This window comes from Nonomuraea insulae (assembly GCF_042656245.1).
The window spans coordinates 100,810-117,029 of sequence record NZ_JBHSPA010000057.1; the positions used below are offsets into that span (position 1 = coordinate 100,810).

At 71.0% G+C, this 16,220-nt stretch carries 12 protein-coding genes and 1 pseudogene; all 13 read left to right on the forward strand.

Annotation, left to right across the window (positions count from 1 at the left end; translation table 11 throughout):
- The first annotated feature begins 36 nt into the window (after nt 1-36).
- The 13 genes and pseudogenes from ACFPZ3_RS43730 (at nt 37) to ACFPZ3_RS43790 (ending at nt 14,917) form a co-directional block, all read left to right on the forward strand.
- Nucleotides 37-1,566: a UDP-N-acetylmuramoyl-L-alanyl-D-glutamate--2,6-diaminopimelate ligase gene (locus ACFPZ3_RS43730; RefSeq protein WP_379520287.1), complete on the forward strand. Its 1,530-nt coding sequence runs from the start codon at nt 37-39 to the stop codon at nt 1,564-1,566.
- Nucleotides 1,566-2,783, forward strand: a pseudogene (locus ACFPZ3_RS43735) (UDP-N-acetylmuramoyl-tripeptide--D-alanyl-D-alanine ligase); the annotation flags it as partial. The gene ACFPZ3_RS43730 and the pseudogene ACFPZ3_RS43735, both read left to right, overlap by 1 nt.
- 512 nt (nt 2,784-3,295) lie before the next feature.
- Nucleotides 3,296-4,348 carry a phospho-N-acetylmuramoyl-pentapeptide-transferase gene (gene mraY, locus ACFPZ3_RS43740; protein ID WP_379520289.1) on the forward strand — a complete coding sequence of 351 codons (1,053 nt, stop codon included), beginning with the start codon at nt 3,296-3,298 and terminating at the stop codon, nt 4,346-4,348.
- Entirely contained in the window at nt 4,333-5,724 is a 1,392-nt protein-coding gene (murD, locus tag ACFPZ3_RS43745) for a UDP-N-acetylmuramoyl-L-alanine--D-glutamate ligase (RefSeq protein ID WP_379520290.1), read from the forward strand. Before mraY ends, murD begins: the two co-directional genes overlap by 16 nt.
- Nucleotides 5,708-6,994 (forward strand): putative lipid II flippase FtsW, encoded by a 1,287-nt coding sequence (gene ftsW, locus ACFPZ3_RS43750; RefSeq protein WP_379520291.1) that lies wholly within the window; start codon nt 5,708-5,710, stop codon nt 6,992-6,994. The genes murD and ftsW overlap by 17 nt, the downstream gene beginning before the upstream one ends.
- Nucleotides 6,995-7,006: 12 nt before the next feature.
- Nucleotides 7,007-8,083, forward strand: coding sequence for an undecaprenyldiphospho-muramoylpentapeptide beta-N-acetylglucosaminyltransferase (gene murG / locus ACFPZ3_RS43755; RefSeq protein WP_379520292.1), 1,077 nt, complete (start codon nt 7,007-7,009; stop codon nt 8,081-8,083).
- Nucleotides 8,080-9,477 (forward strand): UDP-N-acetylmuramate--L-alanine ligase, encoded by a 1,398-nt coding sequence (gene murC, locus ACFPZ3_RS43760; RefSeq protein ID WP_379520293.1) that lies wholly within the window; start codon nt 8,080-8,082, stop codon nt 9,475-9,477. The genes murG and murC overlap by 4 nt, the downstream gene beginning before the upstream one ends.
- Nucleotides 9,478-9,656: 179 nt before the next feature.
- Entirely contained in the window at nt 9,657-10,325 is a 669-nt protein-coding gene (locus tag ACFPZ3_RS43765; protein ID WP_379520294.1) for a cell division protein FtsQ/DivIB, read from the forward strand.
- A 335-nt stretch (nt 10,326-10,660) separates the two neighbouring features.
- Nucleotides 10,661-12,067 carry a cell division protein FtsZ gene (gene ftsZ, locus ACFPZ3_RS43770; RefSeq protein ID WP_379520295.1) on the forward strand — a complete coding sequence of 469 codons (1,407 nt, stop codon included), beginning with the start codon at nt 10,661-10,663 and terminating at the stop codon, nt 12,065-12,067.
- Nucleotides 12,068-12,232: 165 nt separating this feature from the next.
- The gene (locus ACFPZ3_RS43775; protein WP_379520296.1) at nt 12,233-12,925 is read left to right on the forward strand and encodes a YggS family pyridoxal phosphate-dependent enzyme; all 693 of its coding nucleotides are present in this window, start codon (nt 12,233-12,235) and stop codon (nt 12,923-12,925) included.
- 137 nt (nt 12,926-13,062) lie between these two features.
- Nucleotides 13,063-13,563 carry a cell division protein SepF gene (locus ACFPZ3_RS43780; protein WP_379520297.1) on the forward strand — a complete coding sequence of 167 codons (501 nt, stop codon included), beginning with the start codon at nt 13,063-13,065 and terminating at the stop codon, nt 13,561-13,563.
- A gap of 79 nt (nt 13,564-13,642) precedes the next feature.
- Entirely contained in the window at nt 13,643-13,930 is a 288-nt protein-coding gene (locus tag ACFPZ3_RS43785) for a YggT family protein (RefSeq protein ID WP_379520298.1), read from the forward strand.
- A gap of 105 nt (nt 13,931-14,035) precedes the next feature.
- Complete coding sequence (locus ACFPZ3_RS43790; RefSeq protein WP_379520299.1) at nt 14,036-14,917, forward strand: DivIVA domain-containing protein; 882 nt, start codon at nt 14,036-14,038, stop codon at nt 14,915-14,917.
- Nucleotides 14,918-16,220: the final 1,303 nt, after the last annotated feature.

A 16,220-nucleotide genomic window follows, 5' to 3' on the forward strand; every position in this document is an offset into this window, starting at 1 on the left:
GAAAGGTACGCTCTCGCCGTGCGTCCCCCGTCGTCTATGCGTCCCACGACCAGCCCGCCTCGTCCGCTGACCGGGCTCGCGACCATGCTCGACGCCGATTCCGGCACGTCGAGGTCGCCTCATGCCGCCCTGACCGGCGTCACCATCGACTCCCGCAGCGTCAGGCGCGGTGATCTCTACGTCGCGTTGCCCGGCAATCGCGTTCACGGCGCCACGTTCGCCGCCGACGCGATGGCCGGCGGCGCCGTCGCGGTGCTCACCGACCGCGCCGGCCGCGACGCGGCCGTCGCCACCGGGCTGCCCGTGCTCATCGTGTCCGATCCACGCGCCCTGCTCGGGGCGATCTCCTCCTGGGTGTACGGCCAACCGGCCCACGACATCCAGGTCCTCGGCGTGACGGGCACCAGTGGCAAGTCCACGACCACGTTCATGATCGAGGCCGGCCTGCGAGCCGCCGGGCACCGGGCCGGCCTGGTGGGCGGCGTCGAGATCCACGTCGGCGAGCTGCGCTTCCAGCCCAAGCTCACCACGCCGGAGGCCTCGGAGCTGCACGGCCTGTTCTCGCTCATGCGCGAGGAGGGCGTCAGCGCGGCCGCCATGGAGGTCTCCAGTCACGCGCTCGCGCTCGGCAGGATCGACGGCATCTACTACGACGTCGCCCTGTTCACGAACCTGTCGCAGGACCACCTCGACTTCCACAAGGACTTCGAGGACTACTTCGCGACCAAGGTGAAGCTGTTCCAGCCGGAGCTGAGCCGGGCCGGCGTGACCAACATCGACGATCGATACGGGCGCGAGCTGCTCGGGCTGGCGAAGGTGCCGATGACCACGTTCTCGGCGCTGGGCGACCCCGATGCCGACTGGCGCGCGGTCGACGCCAGGCTCGGGGCCGACGGCAGCGCGTTCCGGGTGGTCGGGCCCGGCGGGATCGAGGCCGACGCGCAGATCGCGCTGCCCGGCCCGTTCAACGTGGCCAACGCGCTCGGGGCCGTTGTGACGCTGGTCGAGGCCGGGGTGCCGGTGCAGACGGCGGTGCACGGCGTGGGCACGCTGACCGGGGTGCCCGGCCGCATGCAGCGCGTCACGGAGGCCGGTGACGAGTTCCAGGCGGTCGTGGACTACTCGCACAAGCCGGGCGCCGTGGAGTCGGTGCTGCGCTCGCTGCGCTCGGTCACGGCCGGGACGCTGACGATCGTGCTCGGCTGCGGCGGCGACCGCGATAAGGGCAAACGGCCTATTATGGGCGAAATCTCTGCTCAACTGGCGGATGTGGCCATCTTCACGAGCGACAACCCCCGCTCGGAGGATCCGCTCGCCATCCTCACGACGATGATGGAGGGAGCGCTCCGCGTTCCGCAGCACGACCGCGCTCATGTGATCATTGAGCCCGACCGCGCGGCCGCCATCGGCCTGGCGATCGCCCGGGCCGGGCGCGGTGACGTGGTCGTCGTGGCCGGGAAGGGTCACGAGCAGGGCCAGTACGTTTCAGGCGAGGTGATCCCCTTCGACGACCGCGAAGTGGTCGCCGAAGCGATCGACGCACGCAAGGAAAGCAGGAAGCACTAATGATCCCGTTGCCTCTGGCCAGGATCGCCGAGTTGACCTCGGGCGCCCTGTCGGGCATGGCCGATCCCCGCGCCGTGGTGCGCGGGCCCGTCGTGATCGACTCACGGGCCGTTGAACCGGGATCCCTGTTCGTCGCCATCAAGGGCGCGCGGGTCGATGGTCACGACTACGCCGCGCAGGCCATCAGGGCAGGAGCCGTCGCCGTGCTGGCCGGCAGGCCGGTCGAGGGGCCCGCGGTGATCGTGCCCGACACCGCCGCCGCGCTCGCCGAACTCGCCGCCGCGCAGGTCCGCACGCTGCCCAAGGTCACCGTGATCGGCGTGACCGGCTCGGCCGGCAAGACCACCACCAAAGACCTGCTCGCCCGCCTCACCGGGCGGATCGGGCCGACCATCGCGCCCGTCGGCAGCTACAACAACGAGCTCGGCCACCCGCTGACCGTGCTGCGGGCCGACCTCGACACCCGGTTCATGGTGCTGGAGCTGGCCGCGCGCAACATCGGCCACATCAAGGACCTGACCCGCGTCGCGCCGCCGCAGATCGGCGTGGTGCTCAACGTCGGCACCGCGCACCTGGGCGTGTTCGGCGGCAAGGAGGCCATCGCCAAGGCCAAGGGCGAGCTGGTGGAGTCGCTGCCGCGCTCGGGCGTGGCCGTGCTCAACGCCGACGACCCGCTGGTGCGCGCGATGGCCTCGCGCACCGACGCGCGGGTCACGTTCTTCGGGCGCGGCGAGTCCGCGGCGATCCGGGCCGAGGGCGTCGTGGTGGACGCCCGCGGGCGCGCCTCCTTCACGCTGCGCACGCCCTCAGGGGCCGCGCACGTGTCACTCAAGCTGTACGGCGCGCACGCCGTCGAGAACGCGCTGGCCGCCGCGGCGGCCGGTTACGAGCTGGGCCTGCCGGTGGCGACGATCGCCGAGGAGCTGTCGGAGGCCACGCCGCGCAGCCGGTGGCGGATGGAGGTCACCGACAGGGCCGACGGCGTGATCGTGATCAACGACGCGTACAACGCCAATCCCGACTCCATGCGCGCGGCCTTCGAGGCGTTCGAGGCGCTCGGGAAGGGGCGGCGGCGCTTCGCGGTCATCGCGGCGCTGCGGGAGCTGGGCGAGGACTCTTCCGCGCTCAACGCCGAGCTCGGCCGGATGGCCGGCGGGGCGGGGCTGGCGGCGCTCATCGTGGCGGGGCCGGAGGCCGGGCCGGTGCTGGAAGGCGCCCACGCGGCCGTTCAGGAGAGCGCGGCTCGCGCGGCGCAGGGCGGTGTGGCGGCGGCCGGTGCTCCGCCCGCGCCTCCGGTGCCCGGCGCCCCGGTTCCCGGCCCGCAGGGGCCCGCTGGGCCCCCGCAGATGCCGCCTGGCGCGCCGATGCCCGGTCCGCAGGCGGGCCCGCCTCAGGGATGGCAGCCGCCCGGTGCGCCCGCGCCCGGGTGGCAGGGCCCGCCGATGGGCGGGGCCGTGCCTGGCGGGCCTCCTGTGCCGATGGGCGGGGCCGTGCCTGGCGGGCCTCCCGGCGGGGTGCCGGTGGGCGGGATCGTGCCGGGCGGGCCGCCCGGTGGGCCGCCCGTGGGCGGCTACGGGCAGCCGACGCGGATCGTGCACGTGCCCGACGCCGAGGCGGCGGCGGCCGAGCTGGCCGCGTGGCTGCGCCCCGGTGACGCGGTGCTGATCAAGGGACCGAGGGCGATGGGGCTGGAGCGGACGGCAGAGCTCGTGCTCGGAGGTGCCGCTCAGTGACCAACATCATCATCGCCGGCGCGGTGGGCCTGATCCTCTCGATGCTGGGCACCCCGCTGGCGATCAAGCTGTTCTCGCGGCGTGGCATCGGCCAGGAGGTCCGCGAGGTGGGCCCCGAGCACCAGAGCAAGCGCGGCACCCCCACCATGGGCGGCACGGTCTTCGTGCTGGCCGCGCTGCTCGCCTACGGCGCCTCGCACCTGGTCATGCTCGAGCCCCCCACGGTGTCGGGCACGCTGGTGCTGTTCCTGATGACGGGGCTCGGCGCGGTCGGGTTCCTGGACGACTTCATCAAGATCTACAAGCAGCGCAGCCTGGGCCTGCGCAGCGGCGCCAAGGCGCTCGGCCAGCTCGTCGTGGGCGCGGTCTTCGCCGTCCTGGTGACCCGCCAGCCCAACGTGTACGGCATCACCCCCGCCGAGACCCGCCTGTCGTTCCTGCGCGACATCGGCCCGTCGATCGGCATCGTCGGGTTCACCATCTGGGTGCTCATCATGATCGTCGGGTTCTCCAACGCGGTGAACCTCACCGACGGCCTCGACGGCCTGGCCAGTGGCGCGACCGGCACGGTGCTGGCCGCGTACGTGCTGATCGGCAACTGGCAGCTCCGCAACAACTGCATCGACCAGCTCGGCCCCAACTGCTACTGGGTACGAGATCCGCTCGACCTGGCCGTGGTGGCAGCCGCCGTGCTCGGGGCGCTGATCGGGTTCCTGTGGTGGAACGCCCCGCCCGCCAAGATCTTCATGGGCGACACCGGCTCCCTGGCCCTGGGCGGCGTGCTGGCCGGGCTGGCCATCGCCACCCGTACCCAGCTTCTGCTGATCATCCTCGCCGGCCTGTGCGTGGTCATCACGCTGTCGGTGATCATCCAGGTCGGATCCTTCAAGATGACCGGTAAACGGGTGTTCAGAATGGCGCCGCTGCAACACCACTTCGAGCTCAAGGGCTGGGCGGAGACCACGATCGTGGTCCGCTTCTGGCTGATCGCGATGTTGTGCGCCGCCCTCGGGCTCGGGCTGTTCTACGTCGAGTGGATGCCCAGGTGATCGGCGTCACCTGTGTGGCGGGGCTCGGCGTGTCCGGCGTCGCCGTGGCCAGGGTGCTGGCCGCGCGCGGCGAGCGGGTCGTGGTCGTCGAGGCCACGGAGGGCGAGCGGCAACTCGCCGCCGCCACGGAGCTGGCCGGAGCGGGCGTCGAGACCCGGTTCGGGGAGATGGTCCTGCCCGAAGGGGCGACGCGCCTGGTCACCACCGGATGGGCGCCGCATCACCCGCTGGTCGCCGCCGCGCTCGCGGCCGGGGTCGAGGTCGTCGGCGAGGTGGAGCTGGCCTGGCGGCTGCGGCCGGAGCAGGCGGCCCCCTGGCTGGCGCTGACCGGGACCAACGGCAAGACCACCGCCGTGCGCATGCTCACCTCGATCCTGCTGGCCGCCGGGCGCAAGGCCCTGGCCGTGGGGAACGTGGGCGTGCCCGTCGTGCAGGCCGTCGCGGAGCCGTACGACGTGCTGGCCGTCGAGCTGTCGAGCTTCCAGCTGCACTGGTCGAGCACGCTGGCCCCGCACGCCGCGGCCATCCTCAACGTGGCCCCCGACCACCTCGACTGGCATGGGTCCATGGAGGAGTACGCCGCCGCCAAGGGCCGCGTCTACGAGCGCGCGGGAACCGTGATCTTCAACGCCGACGACCCCGAGACCACCCGGCTGGCCGCTCCCTATCCGGGCGCGGTCGGGTTCACGCTGCGGGTGCCCAAGCGGGGCGAGATCGGCGTGGTGGAGGACCTGCTGGTGGACCGGGCGTTCGTGGCCGATCCGGTCGAGGCGGCCGAGGAGCTGGCGACGCTGGAGGACGTGCGGCCCTTCGCCCCGCACAACGTGGCCAACGCGCTGGCCGCCGCCGCGCTGGCCCGCTCGCTCGGCGTGCCGTCCGAGGCTGTGAGCCAGGGGCTGCGCGACTTCGTGCCCGACCCGCACCGGCTGGCCCACGTGGACCGGATCGGCGAGGTCGACTACATCGACGACTCCAAGGCCACCAACCCGCACGCCGCCGCCGCCGCGCTGGCGTCGTACCCGTCGGTGGTCTGGGTGGCGGGCGGGCTGCTCAAGGGCGCGGACGTCGACGACCTGGTACGCCAGGCCGCCCCCAGATTGCGCGGCGCCGTGCTGCTCGGCGCCGATCGTGCCCGGATCGCCGAAGCCATCGCGCGACACGCACCGAATGTCCCACTCGTGGACATCGCCGATCGGGACACTGGTGTGATGGAAAGAGTCGTCACCGAAGCCGCGCGCCTGGCCTCACCAGGAGACACCGTGCTGCTGTCCCCGGCGGGGGCCTCCCTCGACATGTTCGCCAACTACCCGGCGCGAGGGGAGGCCTTCGCGCGTGCCGTACGCGGGCTGAGGGCGCGGCGTGAGCACGAGCGCTGAGGAGCGGGTACGCCCGGCCTCCGCGCAGGAGAGCCCGGGAAGCTGGGCGCGCGAGCAGCTCGGCGCGCTGAAGGAACTGCTCGACAAGCCGCTGGCCACCTACTACCTGATCATCATGTGCAGCGCGCTGCTGCTCGCGCTCGGGCTGATGATGGTGCTGTCGGCCTCCAGCATCGAGGCGCTGCAGAAGACCGGCAGCCCGTTCTCGTGGTTCATCAAGCAGTCGTTGTCGGCCGCGGTGGGCGTGCCCGTCATGTACGCCTGCTCGCGCCTGCCGATCAAGTTCTTCCGCTGGGCCGGCTACCCGCTGATGGCGTTGTCGATCATCGCGCTGGTCATGGTGCTGTTCATCGGCTCCTCCGAGCTGGGCGCGCAGCGGTGGATCTACATCGGCCCCTTCACCATCCAGCCGTCCGAGCCGGCCAAGCTCGGGCTCGTGCTGTGGGGGGCCGACCTGCTGTCCAGGCGCGTGCGGCAGGGCCGGATCGAGTGGCGGCAGATGCTGATCCCGCTCATGCCCGGCACCGCGATCCTGGCCGTCATGGTCATGCTCGGCAGCGACCTGGGCACCACGCTGGTGCTCTTCATGATCTTTCTGGCGTTGTTGTGGGTGGTGGGGGCGCCGGTCAAGCTGTTCGGCGGCATCCTGGCGCTGGCGGTGCTGGCCGCCGTCATCATGATCAAGGTGGAACCGTACCGGATGGCGCGTATCGGCGCCTTCCTCGACCCGTGGGCCGACGCGCAGGGCGCGGGCTACCAGGCCGTGCAGGGGCAGATCGCGATGGGCTCCGGCGGCTGGTTCGGGCTGGGGCTGGGCAGCAGCCGGCAGAAGTGGAGCTGGCTGCCGCACGGCGAGAGCGACTTCATCTTCGCCATCCTCGGTGAGGAACTCGGGCTGATGGGCACGCTGATGGTCGTGGCGCTGTTCGGGTTGCTCGGGTATGCGGGGCTGCGCGTCGCCGTACGCGTCAACGACGCCTTCACCAGGCTCGCCGCGGCCGCCATGGTGGCCTGGGTGGTGGGCCAGGCCACCGTCAACATGGGGGCCGTGCTGGGCGTGCTGCCGATCACCGGCATCCCCTTGCCGCTGGTCTCCTACGGTGGCTCCTCGCTGCTGCCCACGCTCGCCGCGCTCGGCATGCTGCTGGCGTTCGCCAAGCGCGAGCCCGGCGCGCGGGAGGCCTTGGCGGCTCGTGGCCCCGGACCCGCCGCCCGGGCCCTAAGCTGGCTTGGCCTGGGGCGTAAAACCAGAGGCCGAGTGACACGTTAGGGAGTGACCGAGATGAGGGTGGTCCTCGCCGGTGGGGGGACGGCCGGGCACATCGAGCCCGCGCTCGCGCTTGCGGACGCGCTGCGCCATCTGGACCGGAGCGTCGGCATCACCTGTGTGGGCACGGAGCGCGGCCTGGAGACGCGGCTCGTGCCTGCCAGGGGCTACGAGCTCGAGCTGGTGCCGGCCGTGCCGCTGCCCAGGGCGATCACTCCGAGCCTGCTGACCGTGCCGGGCAGACTGGCCGGGGCGATCAACGCCACCGTGGCCATCCTCGATCGCGTCCAGGCCGACATCCTGGTCGGGTTCGGCGGCTACGTGGCGACCCCCGCCTACCTGGCGGCCAAGCGGCGCGGCCTGCCGATCGTCGTGCACGAGGCCAATCCCCGTCCTGGCCTGGCCAACCGGCTGGGCGCCAGGCTGACCGACCACGTCTACACCGGCTTCCCCGAGACGACGCTGCCCAAGGCGGAATACATCGGCACCCCGCTGCGCCGCGAGATCGTCTCGCTCGACCGGCTGTCCATGGGCGACAAGGCGCGCTCCTGGTTCGGGCTGGAGAACGACCGGCCGACGCTGCTGGTGTTCGGCGGCTCGCGGGGCGCCAGGTCGATCAACCAGGCCGCGCTCGCCGCCGCGCCCGTGCTGCGCCGGGCCGGGGTGCAGGTGCTGCACGTGATGGGCCCGATGAACACCGTGGAGCACGAGCCGCCGCCCGGCGACCCGCAATACGTGCTGCTGCCCTACGTCGACCGCATGGACCTCGCCTACGCCGCGGCCGACGTGGCCCTGTGCCGCAGCGGCGCGCTGACCTGCGCGGAGCTGACCGCGGTGGGGCTGCCCGCCGCCTACGCGCCGCTCCCGCACGGCAACGGCGAGCAGCGGATCAACGCCGAGCGCATCGCCCGCGGCGGCGGCGGCCTGGTGGTCGACGACGCCGACTTGTCACCCGAATGGATCATCCACAACGTGCTGCCCATCCTCCACGACCCGGAGCGGGTCGCCATCATGTCGGAGGCCGCCTCCAGACTGGGGAGGAAGGACGCAGATATCATGCTTGCCAGGAAAGTGTTGGAGATAGCCCGATGAGTCTCGTGAAGCTGGTCGATCCCGTCACCGTCGACGAACTGGGGCGGGTGCACTTCATCGGCATCGGCGGCTCCGGCATGTCGGGCATCGCCCGCATCCTGCTCAAGCGCGGCGTGCGGGTGACGGGCAGCGACGCGCGCAGTTCCGAGCAGATCACCGAGCTGCGCGAGCTGGGCGCCACCGTGCACATCGGCCACGCCGCCTCCCACATCAGAGACGTCGACACCGTGGTGGTCTCCACCGCCATCCGCGACTCCAACCCCGAGCTGGGCGAGGCGCTCAAGCAGGGGCTGCGGATCATCCCGCGGGCCGCCGCGCTCGCCTCGGTCATGGCCGGGCGCACCGCGGTCGCCATCGCCGGTACGCACGGCAAGACCACCACCACCTCGATGCTCACCGTGGCGCTGCAGAAGTGCGGCGCCGACCCGTCCTACTGCGTGGGCGGTCAGCTCGTCACCACCGGGCTGGGCGCCGACGACGGGCACGGACAGGTGTTCGTGGCCGAGGCCGACGAGAGCGACGGCTCCTTCCTCATGCTCGCCCCCGACATCGCCGTGGTGACCAACGTCGAGGCCGACCACCTCGACAACTACGGCGACTCGGGCGCGGTGCACGACAGCTTCGCCAGGTTCGCCGACCGGGTGGGCTCGCTGCTCATCGTGTGCGCGGACGACCCGGGCTCGGCGCAGGTGGCGCTGCGGGCCAGCGAGCGGGGGCTGCGGGTCAGGACCTACGGCCTGGAGGGCGAGGACTACCGCGTGAGCGACGTCAGGCCCGACGGGTTCGGCACCGTGTTCGCGATCGAGGGCAGGGGAGAGGTGCGCCTGGCCGTCCCCGGGGCCCACAACGCCCTCAACGCCACCGCGGTGATCGCCGTGGCCGACGAGCTGGGGCTGCCGTTCGAGGAGATCAGAGAGGGCCTGGGCGCCTTCACAGGGGCCAAGCGGCGCTTCGAGGCCAAGGGCGAGGCCGGGGGCATCGCGGTGTTCGACAGCTACGCCCACCACCCGACCGAGCTGACCGCCGACCTGCGGGCCGCCCGCGACGTGGTCGCCTCCTACTCCGGCACCGGGCGGGTCATCGCGATCTTCCAGCCGCACCTCTACTCGCGCACCCGGTTCTTCGCCGACGAGTTCGGGGCGGCGCTCGGGCTGGCCGACGAGGCCATCGTGCTCGACGTCTACGGGGCCCGCGAGGATCCCGAGCCGGGGGTGTCCGGGGCGATGGTGGCGGGGCGGGTGCCGTTGCCGCCGGAGCGGGTGGCGTACGCGCCTGACCGGTCTGCGGTTCCCGGGCTGGTGGCCGAGCGGGCGCGGCCCGGCGACATCGTGCTGACGATGGGCGCGGGCGACGTCACCGAGCTCGGCCCGCAGATCGTCGCCCGCCTGTCCTGAGACCTCCCAGGCCGTTCCGGGTCCTCAGGTGAAGGGCAGAGTCTTCCCGCGGGAGGGCCCTCGGCCGTGAATTCCTGAGGGCGGTGGCGGGCGGGGCCGTTTGGGCGTGGCGCGCGGGTGTTGGGCCGTGCGTCGGCGTAGGTTCGGTGCCGACATGAGCCGCATGCGAGTGGAGGGCGATGAAGGCGCGCACGGCGTTCCTGGTGCTGCTGACCGCGGGAGTGGTGGGCACCGCCGCGTGGCTGGTGTTCTTCTCGCCCGTGCTGGGCGTACGCTCGATCGAGATCGTGGGAAATCTCACAGTGCCGAGCGAGCGTATCAAGCAGCAGGCCGGCGTGGCGGACCTGCACCCTCTCGCCACCGTGAACCTGGCCGACGTCGAGAGCCGCGTCATGGGCATCAGGCAGCTCGCCACCGCCAGGGTGGACCGCGTCTGGCCCGGCACGCTCAAGATCGAGGTGGTTGAGCGCGAGCCGGTGGCGGCCGTGCAGGCGGGTGAGAAAGTGGCGATCGTCGACGGGCAGGGCGTGGTGATCGAGCTCAAGTCCGCCGCGCCGCCCATGCTGCCGTTGCTCAAGGTGGACCGCCCCACCGCGGGCGACCCCGTCATGATGGCGGCGCTCAAGGTCATCCAGGCGGTGCCCAGCGAGGTGGCGGGCCGGGTCAAGCAGGTGCACGCGGGCACGGCGGAAGGCGTGACGCTGGAGCTGTCGGACGGCCGTACCGTCATCTGGGGCGGCCCCGACCGGCCGGAGGAGAAGGGCCGCATCCTCTCCTCGCTGCTCAAACGTGAGCGAACGGCCACCCTGTACGACGTGAGCTCTCCCGACGTGGTGACGCTCAAGTGATCGTGATCGTCAGGGTCTGGCAACTCCGGGGCAAGAGCATGGCCGAGCCTGTCCGAGGCGGGGGTCGCGGCGTGAGAGCCTGTAAGCCGGACTTTCGGCATAGGAGGGCCGCGACCAGGCGCGACTGCGGAGCGAAACGGACAGCCCGCGACACGCCGGACGTGCTTGCGGCGCGGTTAGTTGACCCGCCTGGAGCGTAACTCCTACTGTCCGTATCAATCCTCAGGTTGACATAAATCTAAATCTCAACCTGAGGTTGAGAGTTACCCGAACTAACAAAAGCGGAGACATTCCGCACCGAAATGGCAAGTCAACGAGCGGAAAGGCCCCTCGTCGTGGCAGCACCGCAGAACTACCTCGCGGTCATCAAGGTCGTCGGCATCGGCGGCGGCGGAGTCAACGCCGTCAACCGGATGATCGAGGAGGGACTCAAGGGCGTCGAGTTCATCGCGATAAACACCGACGCCCAGGCGCTGCTGATGAGTGACGCCGATGTGAAACTCGACGTGGGCCGCGAGCTCACGCGCGGACTGGGCGCTGGCGCCAACCCCGATGTCGGCCGGAAGGCGGCAGAGGACCACCGTGAGGAGATCGAGGAGGTCCTCAAGGGGGCCGACATGGTCTTCGTCACGGCGGGTGAGGGTGGCGGCACGGGCACCGGTGGCGCGCCAGTCGTGGCCAGCATCGCCAGATCGCTCGGCGCCCTCACCATCGGTGTCGTGACCAGGCCGTTCAGCTTTGAGGGACGGCGCAGGGCCTCGCAGGCCGAAGCGGGCATCGAGACGCTGCGCGACGAGGTCGACACGCTGATCGTGATCCCCAACGACCGGCTGCTGTCGATCTCCGACCGGCAGGTGAGCGTGCTCGACGCGTTCAAGGCGGCCGACCAGGTGCTGCTGTCCGGTGTCCAGGGCATCACCGACCTGATCACCACCCCCGGTCTGATCAACCTCGACTTCGCCGACGTCAAGTCGGTCATGTCGGGCGCCGGCTCCGCCCTCATGGGCATCGGCCACGCGCGCGGCGACGACCGCTCGGTGGCGGCGGCGGAGATGGCGGTCTCCAGCCCGCTGCTGGAGGCCAGCATCGACGGCGCCCACGGCGTGCTGCTGTCGATCGCGGGCGGCTCGGACCTGGGCCTGTTCGAGATCAACGAGGCGGCCCAGCTCGTGTCCATGGCCGCCGCGCCCGACGCCAACATCATCTTCGGCACGGTCATCGACGACGCGCTCGGCGACGAGGTGCGCGTGACGGTGATCGCCGCGGGCTTCGACGACGTGCCCGGTCCGACGGAGAAGGAGGCGCCGCGCCCGGCGGGCCGTCCCGCCGCCGCACAGCCCGCGAGCCCGCCTCCGGCGGCGCCTCCGCGGCCGAGCGTGCCGTCGGCGAGTGTGAAGTCCGACCCGGCCCCGCTGCGCCCTGAGCCGCGCGCTGAGGTGCGTCCTGAGCCCCGTACGGAGTTCAGGCCGGAGCCGCGTCCCGAGTTCCGCCCCGAGCCGCGCCCCGAGCCCCGTACGGAGTTCAGGCCCGAGCCGGTCCGCCCGGTCGAGCCGGTGCAGGACTCGCGGCAGGACGAGCCTGACGACGAGCCGTCCGGCCCCGTCTCGATCCCACGGCCCGCGCCCGAGCCCGCCAACCCGCCCACGCCCATCACCTCCCGCATGTCGGAGCCCCCCAAACGTCCTAGGGTGATCTTCGAGGAGCAGGAAGAGGAACTCGACGTTCCCGACTTCCTCAAATAGGCCGTCACAGCAGCCGGTCCGCCTGACGCCGCTCCCCGCTGGGAAAACGGGAGCGGCGCCGTCGTGTGCGGGCAGATGGGCGAGGATGACATGTGCGGGCGGCCGAGTATGACGCCGAGTATGACGAGGGACACCAGGCACGCCAGGAGCGAGGGAGGCAGGCACGTGAGAAGGGACGAGATCGCGGCCGGTCTCGCCGAGGTGGACACGCGCATCGCCGAGGCCTGTCACGCGGTGGGGCGCGACCGGGGCGAGGTCACGCTGATCGCCGTCACCAAGACACGCCCCGCCGAGGACACGCGCATCCTGGCCGGGCTCGGTGTGCGCGACGTCGGCGAGAACCGCGACCAGGAGGCCGCCGCCAAGGCGCGCGAACTCGCCGACCTGCCACTGACCTGGCACTTCGTCGGCCAGTTGCAGACCAACAAGGTCCGCTCCGTGGTCGGCTACGCCGATGTGATCCACTCCGTCGACCGCCTCCGGCTGCTGGAGGCGATCAGCAAGGAGGCCGTGCGCCAGGGGCGCGAGGTCGGCTGCCTGCTCCAGGTCGCGCTCGACGACGACCCCGCCAGGGGCGGCGCGCGCTCCGGCGACCTGCTCGCGCTCGCCGACGAGGTGGCGCTGGCCGAGGGCGTGTGGCTGGGCGGCGTCATGGCGGTCGCCCCGCTGGGCGAGGACCCGGCCAAGGCGTTCGCGCGGCTGCGGGATCTGGCGTTGCTCCTGCAGGAGCAGCACCCGCGCGCCACGATGATCTCCGCGGGCATGAGCGACGACCTCACGGAAGCGGTCGCGTACGGCGCGACACACGTGCGGGTCGGTACGGCGTTGCTCGGTCGCCGCAAGCCCTTCGTCAGGTAATGTCCCCTCAAGTGGGTCTCCAAGCCCATGACCAAGTAGAGGTCGATCAGCGGTGAGCTCCAGGGGGTACGCCTACCGCCTCGGACGTGGCGACGAGCCCGAGCGAGTGCGACCGTGAGCAGGAGGACGACGTAGCGATGGCCGGCGCGATGCGCAAGATGGCGGTCTACCTCGGTCTCGTGGAGGACGACCGCTACGAGAGGTACGAGACCTACACCGACGACTACGCCTACGAGGACGAGGCGCAGCGGACCGGTGAGGAGCGTCCCGTGGCGCTCCAGGACCGCGAAGAGGAGCCCGAAGCCGGGGTTCCGGCCCCCAGGCCCACCACGACGATCCTGGAACGCCGCACGACCGATCTGGCTCGCATCACGACCCTCCACCCCCGCACGTACAACGAGGCGCGTACCATCGGAGAGCACTTCCGTGACGGCACCCCGGTCATCATGAACCTGACCGAGATGGTTGACAGTGACGCGAAGCGGCTCGTGGATTTCGCGGCAGGTCTGGTCTTTGGCCTACATGGCAGCATTGAACGTGTTACCAACAAGGTGTTCCTGTTGTCCCCTGCCAATGTCGAGGTGACCGCCGAGGACAAGGCCCGAATCGCGGAACGCGGGTTCTTCAACCAGAGTTAGAGTCTCTGTATGCCTACTGGACCCAACTTGGTCTCGCCGAGGCCTGGAGGGCACATCAGAATGGAGGCGCGGCGGGGCCGTGGAGATCGTTGGTGGGATCTTGGTCGTTGTCCTGTCCGTCTATCTGGTGCTGCTCATCGGCAGGATGATCTTTGAGACGGTGCAGGCTTTCGCTCGTCAATGGAGCCCCTCGGGCGTCGTTCTGGTGCTGGCGGAGGCCACATACACCGCAACGGACCCACCACTCAAGTTCCTCCGCCGTTTCATTCCTCCGCTCCGGTTGGGTACGGTGGCCTTTGACCTAAGCTTCACTGTCCTGTTCATCGTGGTTCTGATCTTGATTCAGATCGCCGGAACGCTGCGATGATCAGAACCGGTGGGGAGCTGGTCGTGATCCAACTCGTGTCCGCGCTGAAGTGATTCGGGTTACCGTCCTCCGGACAGACTCCAAGCGCGCCAAGGAGACCAAAAAATGCCGCTGACGCCCGCTGATGTGCGGAACAAGCAGTTCAGTACCACCCGGTTGCGACCGGGCTACGACGAGGAAGAGGTCGACGCCTTCCTCGACGAGGTGGAAGCTGAGCTCGACCGCCTGATCCAAGAGAATGAGGAGCTCCGCGCCAAGCTGGCCGAGTGCCTGCGGGGGAAGGTGCCGGGTGGCATGAACATGCCCATGGCCTCCGCCCCGGTGCAGGAGCAGCCCAAGCCGGAGATGATGGCGCCGCCGCAGCCGGAGCCCATGCGGGCCCCCGAGCCGCCGCCGGTGCAGCAGCCGGTGCCCGTGGCCATGAACATGCCTCCCGCCGAGGACAACATGGACACCGCAGCCCGCGTGCTCGCGCTCGCGCAGCAGACCGCCGACCAGGCGATCTCCGACGCCCGCCGGGAGGCGGACGAGACGGTGACCCGGGCCAGGCGCGAGGCCGACGAGATCCTCACCAAGGCCCGCCGCCAGGCCGAGCAGGTCATCGGCGACGCCCGCGCCCGCGCCGAGACGCTCGAGCGCGACGCCCAGGAGCGCCACCGTCAGGCGATGGGCTCGCTGGTGCAGACCCGCGACGAGCTCGAGCGCAAGGTCGAGGAACTGCGCAGCTTCGAGCGCGAATACCGCAGCCGCCTCAAGCTCTACCTGGAGAACCAGCTCGCCGAGCTCAACGTCTCCGCGGAGGGCAGCGGCGGGTTCCCGGTGATGTCCGGTGGTCCGCAGCAGGGTCAGCAGCAGGCTCCCGCCATGTCGCACGCCGTGCCTCAGGGTAACCAGCAGCCTCTTCCCGGTGGTCCCAACCCGTTCGGTGGCGAGCCTCCGCAGGGAGCCTTCCCCGGCGGTGACGGTCCGCACAACGACCGCCGGTAAAGTAGCGGGTCACTAGGACCTGTCACTCGAAAGAGCCCCCTGTGATCCTTATCAGTGCTGGTTTGGTGCTCGCGGCAGTGGTTCTGCTGATCGCGGGCTTCGTACTGGCGACACCGTTCCTGATCATGTGGTCCATCGTGGTCAGCGTGCTTTCCGCGCTGTTCCTGGTGATCGGAGCGTTCCTGCGACGAAACGAGCTTTTTCCCGGAGGTGGGCAGGCCGCTGCGCCGGCCACCCCCCCGAAGGGGCTCATGCCGCCGGCCATGCCGTACAACCAGACCAGTCCCATGGCTCACCAGCCGCAGCCTCGACCGCAGCCGCATCCGCAGGCACCACCGCAGCGGACGGCTCCCACCCCCGCCCCACGCCGCCCCGCGGCGAGCGGCATCTCGCCGGATGCGATCGTGCTGGTGATCCCGGGCCGCAAGCGCTACCACATGCCCGGCTGCAGGCAGTTGATCGGCCGGGACCAGGAGGAGCTCACCTACGAAGAGGCACGCGAAGAGGGCTTCACGCCCTGCACCACGTGCCTGCCAGACGCCGCGCTCGGCGGACGGCAACTGCCGCCTGCCGCCGACCCCGAGCCCGTCGTCGCTCCCGGCCGCGCCCTCACCGAGAGCCGAGCCGAGAACTCCGCGCAGACCAGGGACCTACGTCCGCCGGTCACGCCGCCGAAGCCCGACACGAAGGCTTCCACCCCCAGCCCGGAGCCTGCCGCCGCCCACGAGGAAGGCGCCCCCGGATGGTTCGGCCGTTCCACGGCCACCCCGGAGAGCCAGGCCAAGGCCTCCGCCGCCCCCGAGTCGCCATCGCCTGATTCGGATGATGAGCAGGCGGACCAGCAGACTTCTTACCTCCGGCCGCCGCCGTTCGCGCTGAGAGCCGAGTCGCCGCCCGCGCCGGGCAAACCTTCTTCCGGTACGGGTGCCTCTGGTACGGGCGCCTCCGGTGAGCCCGCCGCCGACGAGCCTTCCGACGACGAGACGATGACCTCGCCGGGCGAGCTGTCGCGGCCTGCCGGTGGCGCACCGGGACAGCCTGGGCAGGCCGGTGGCAAGCCCGGACAGCCCGGTGCCAAGCCCGGACAGCCCGTGGGTAAGACCGGGCAACCTGAGGTGCGGCCGTCCGGACAGCCCGTGAGCAGGTCCGGGCAGTCCTCTGAGGGTGAGGCCGAGCAAACCGGCCGCGTTCGGATCCCGGCTGGGAAACCAGGCGTCAAGCCCGGCCAGTCGGCCGCCACCCCCGAGCAGCCCGGCCAGACGGCCGCTACGGCAGCTACGCCCGAGCAGCCCGGCCAGTCGGC

Coding starts and splice junctions, on each gene's coding strand:
- ACFPZ3_RS43730 (WP_379520287.1), top strand. CDS start 37: ATGCGTCCCACGACCAGCCCGCCTCGTCCGCTGACCGGGCTCGCGACC.
- murG (WP_379520292.1), top strand. CDS start 7,007: ATGAGGGTGGTCCTCGCCGGTGGGGGGACGGCCGGGCACATCGAGCCC.
- murC (WP_379520293.1), top strand. CDS start 8,080: ATGAGTCTCGTGAAGCTGGTCGATCCCGTCACCGTCGACGAACTGGGG.
- ACFPZ3_RS43765 (WP_379520294.1), top strand. CDS start 9,657: ATGAAGGCGCGCACGGCGTTCCTGGTGCTGCTGACCGCGGGAGTGGTG.
- ACFPZ3_RS43780 (WP_379520297.1), top strand. CDS start 13,063: ATGGCCGGCGCGATGCGCAAGATGGCGGTCTACCTCGGTCTCGTGGAG.
- ACFPZ3_RS43790 (WP_379520299.1), top strand. CDS start 14,036: ATGCCGCTGACGCCCGCTGATGTGCGGAACAAGCAGTTCAGTACCACC.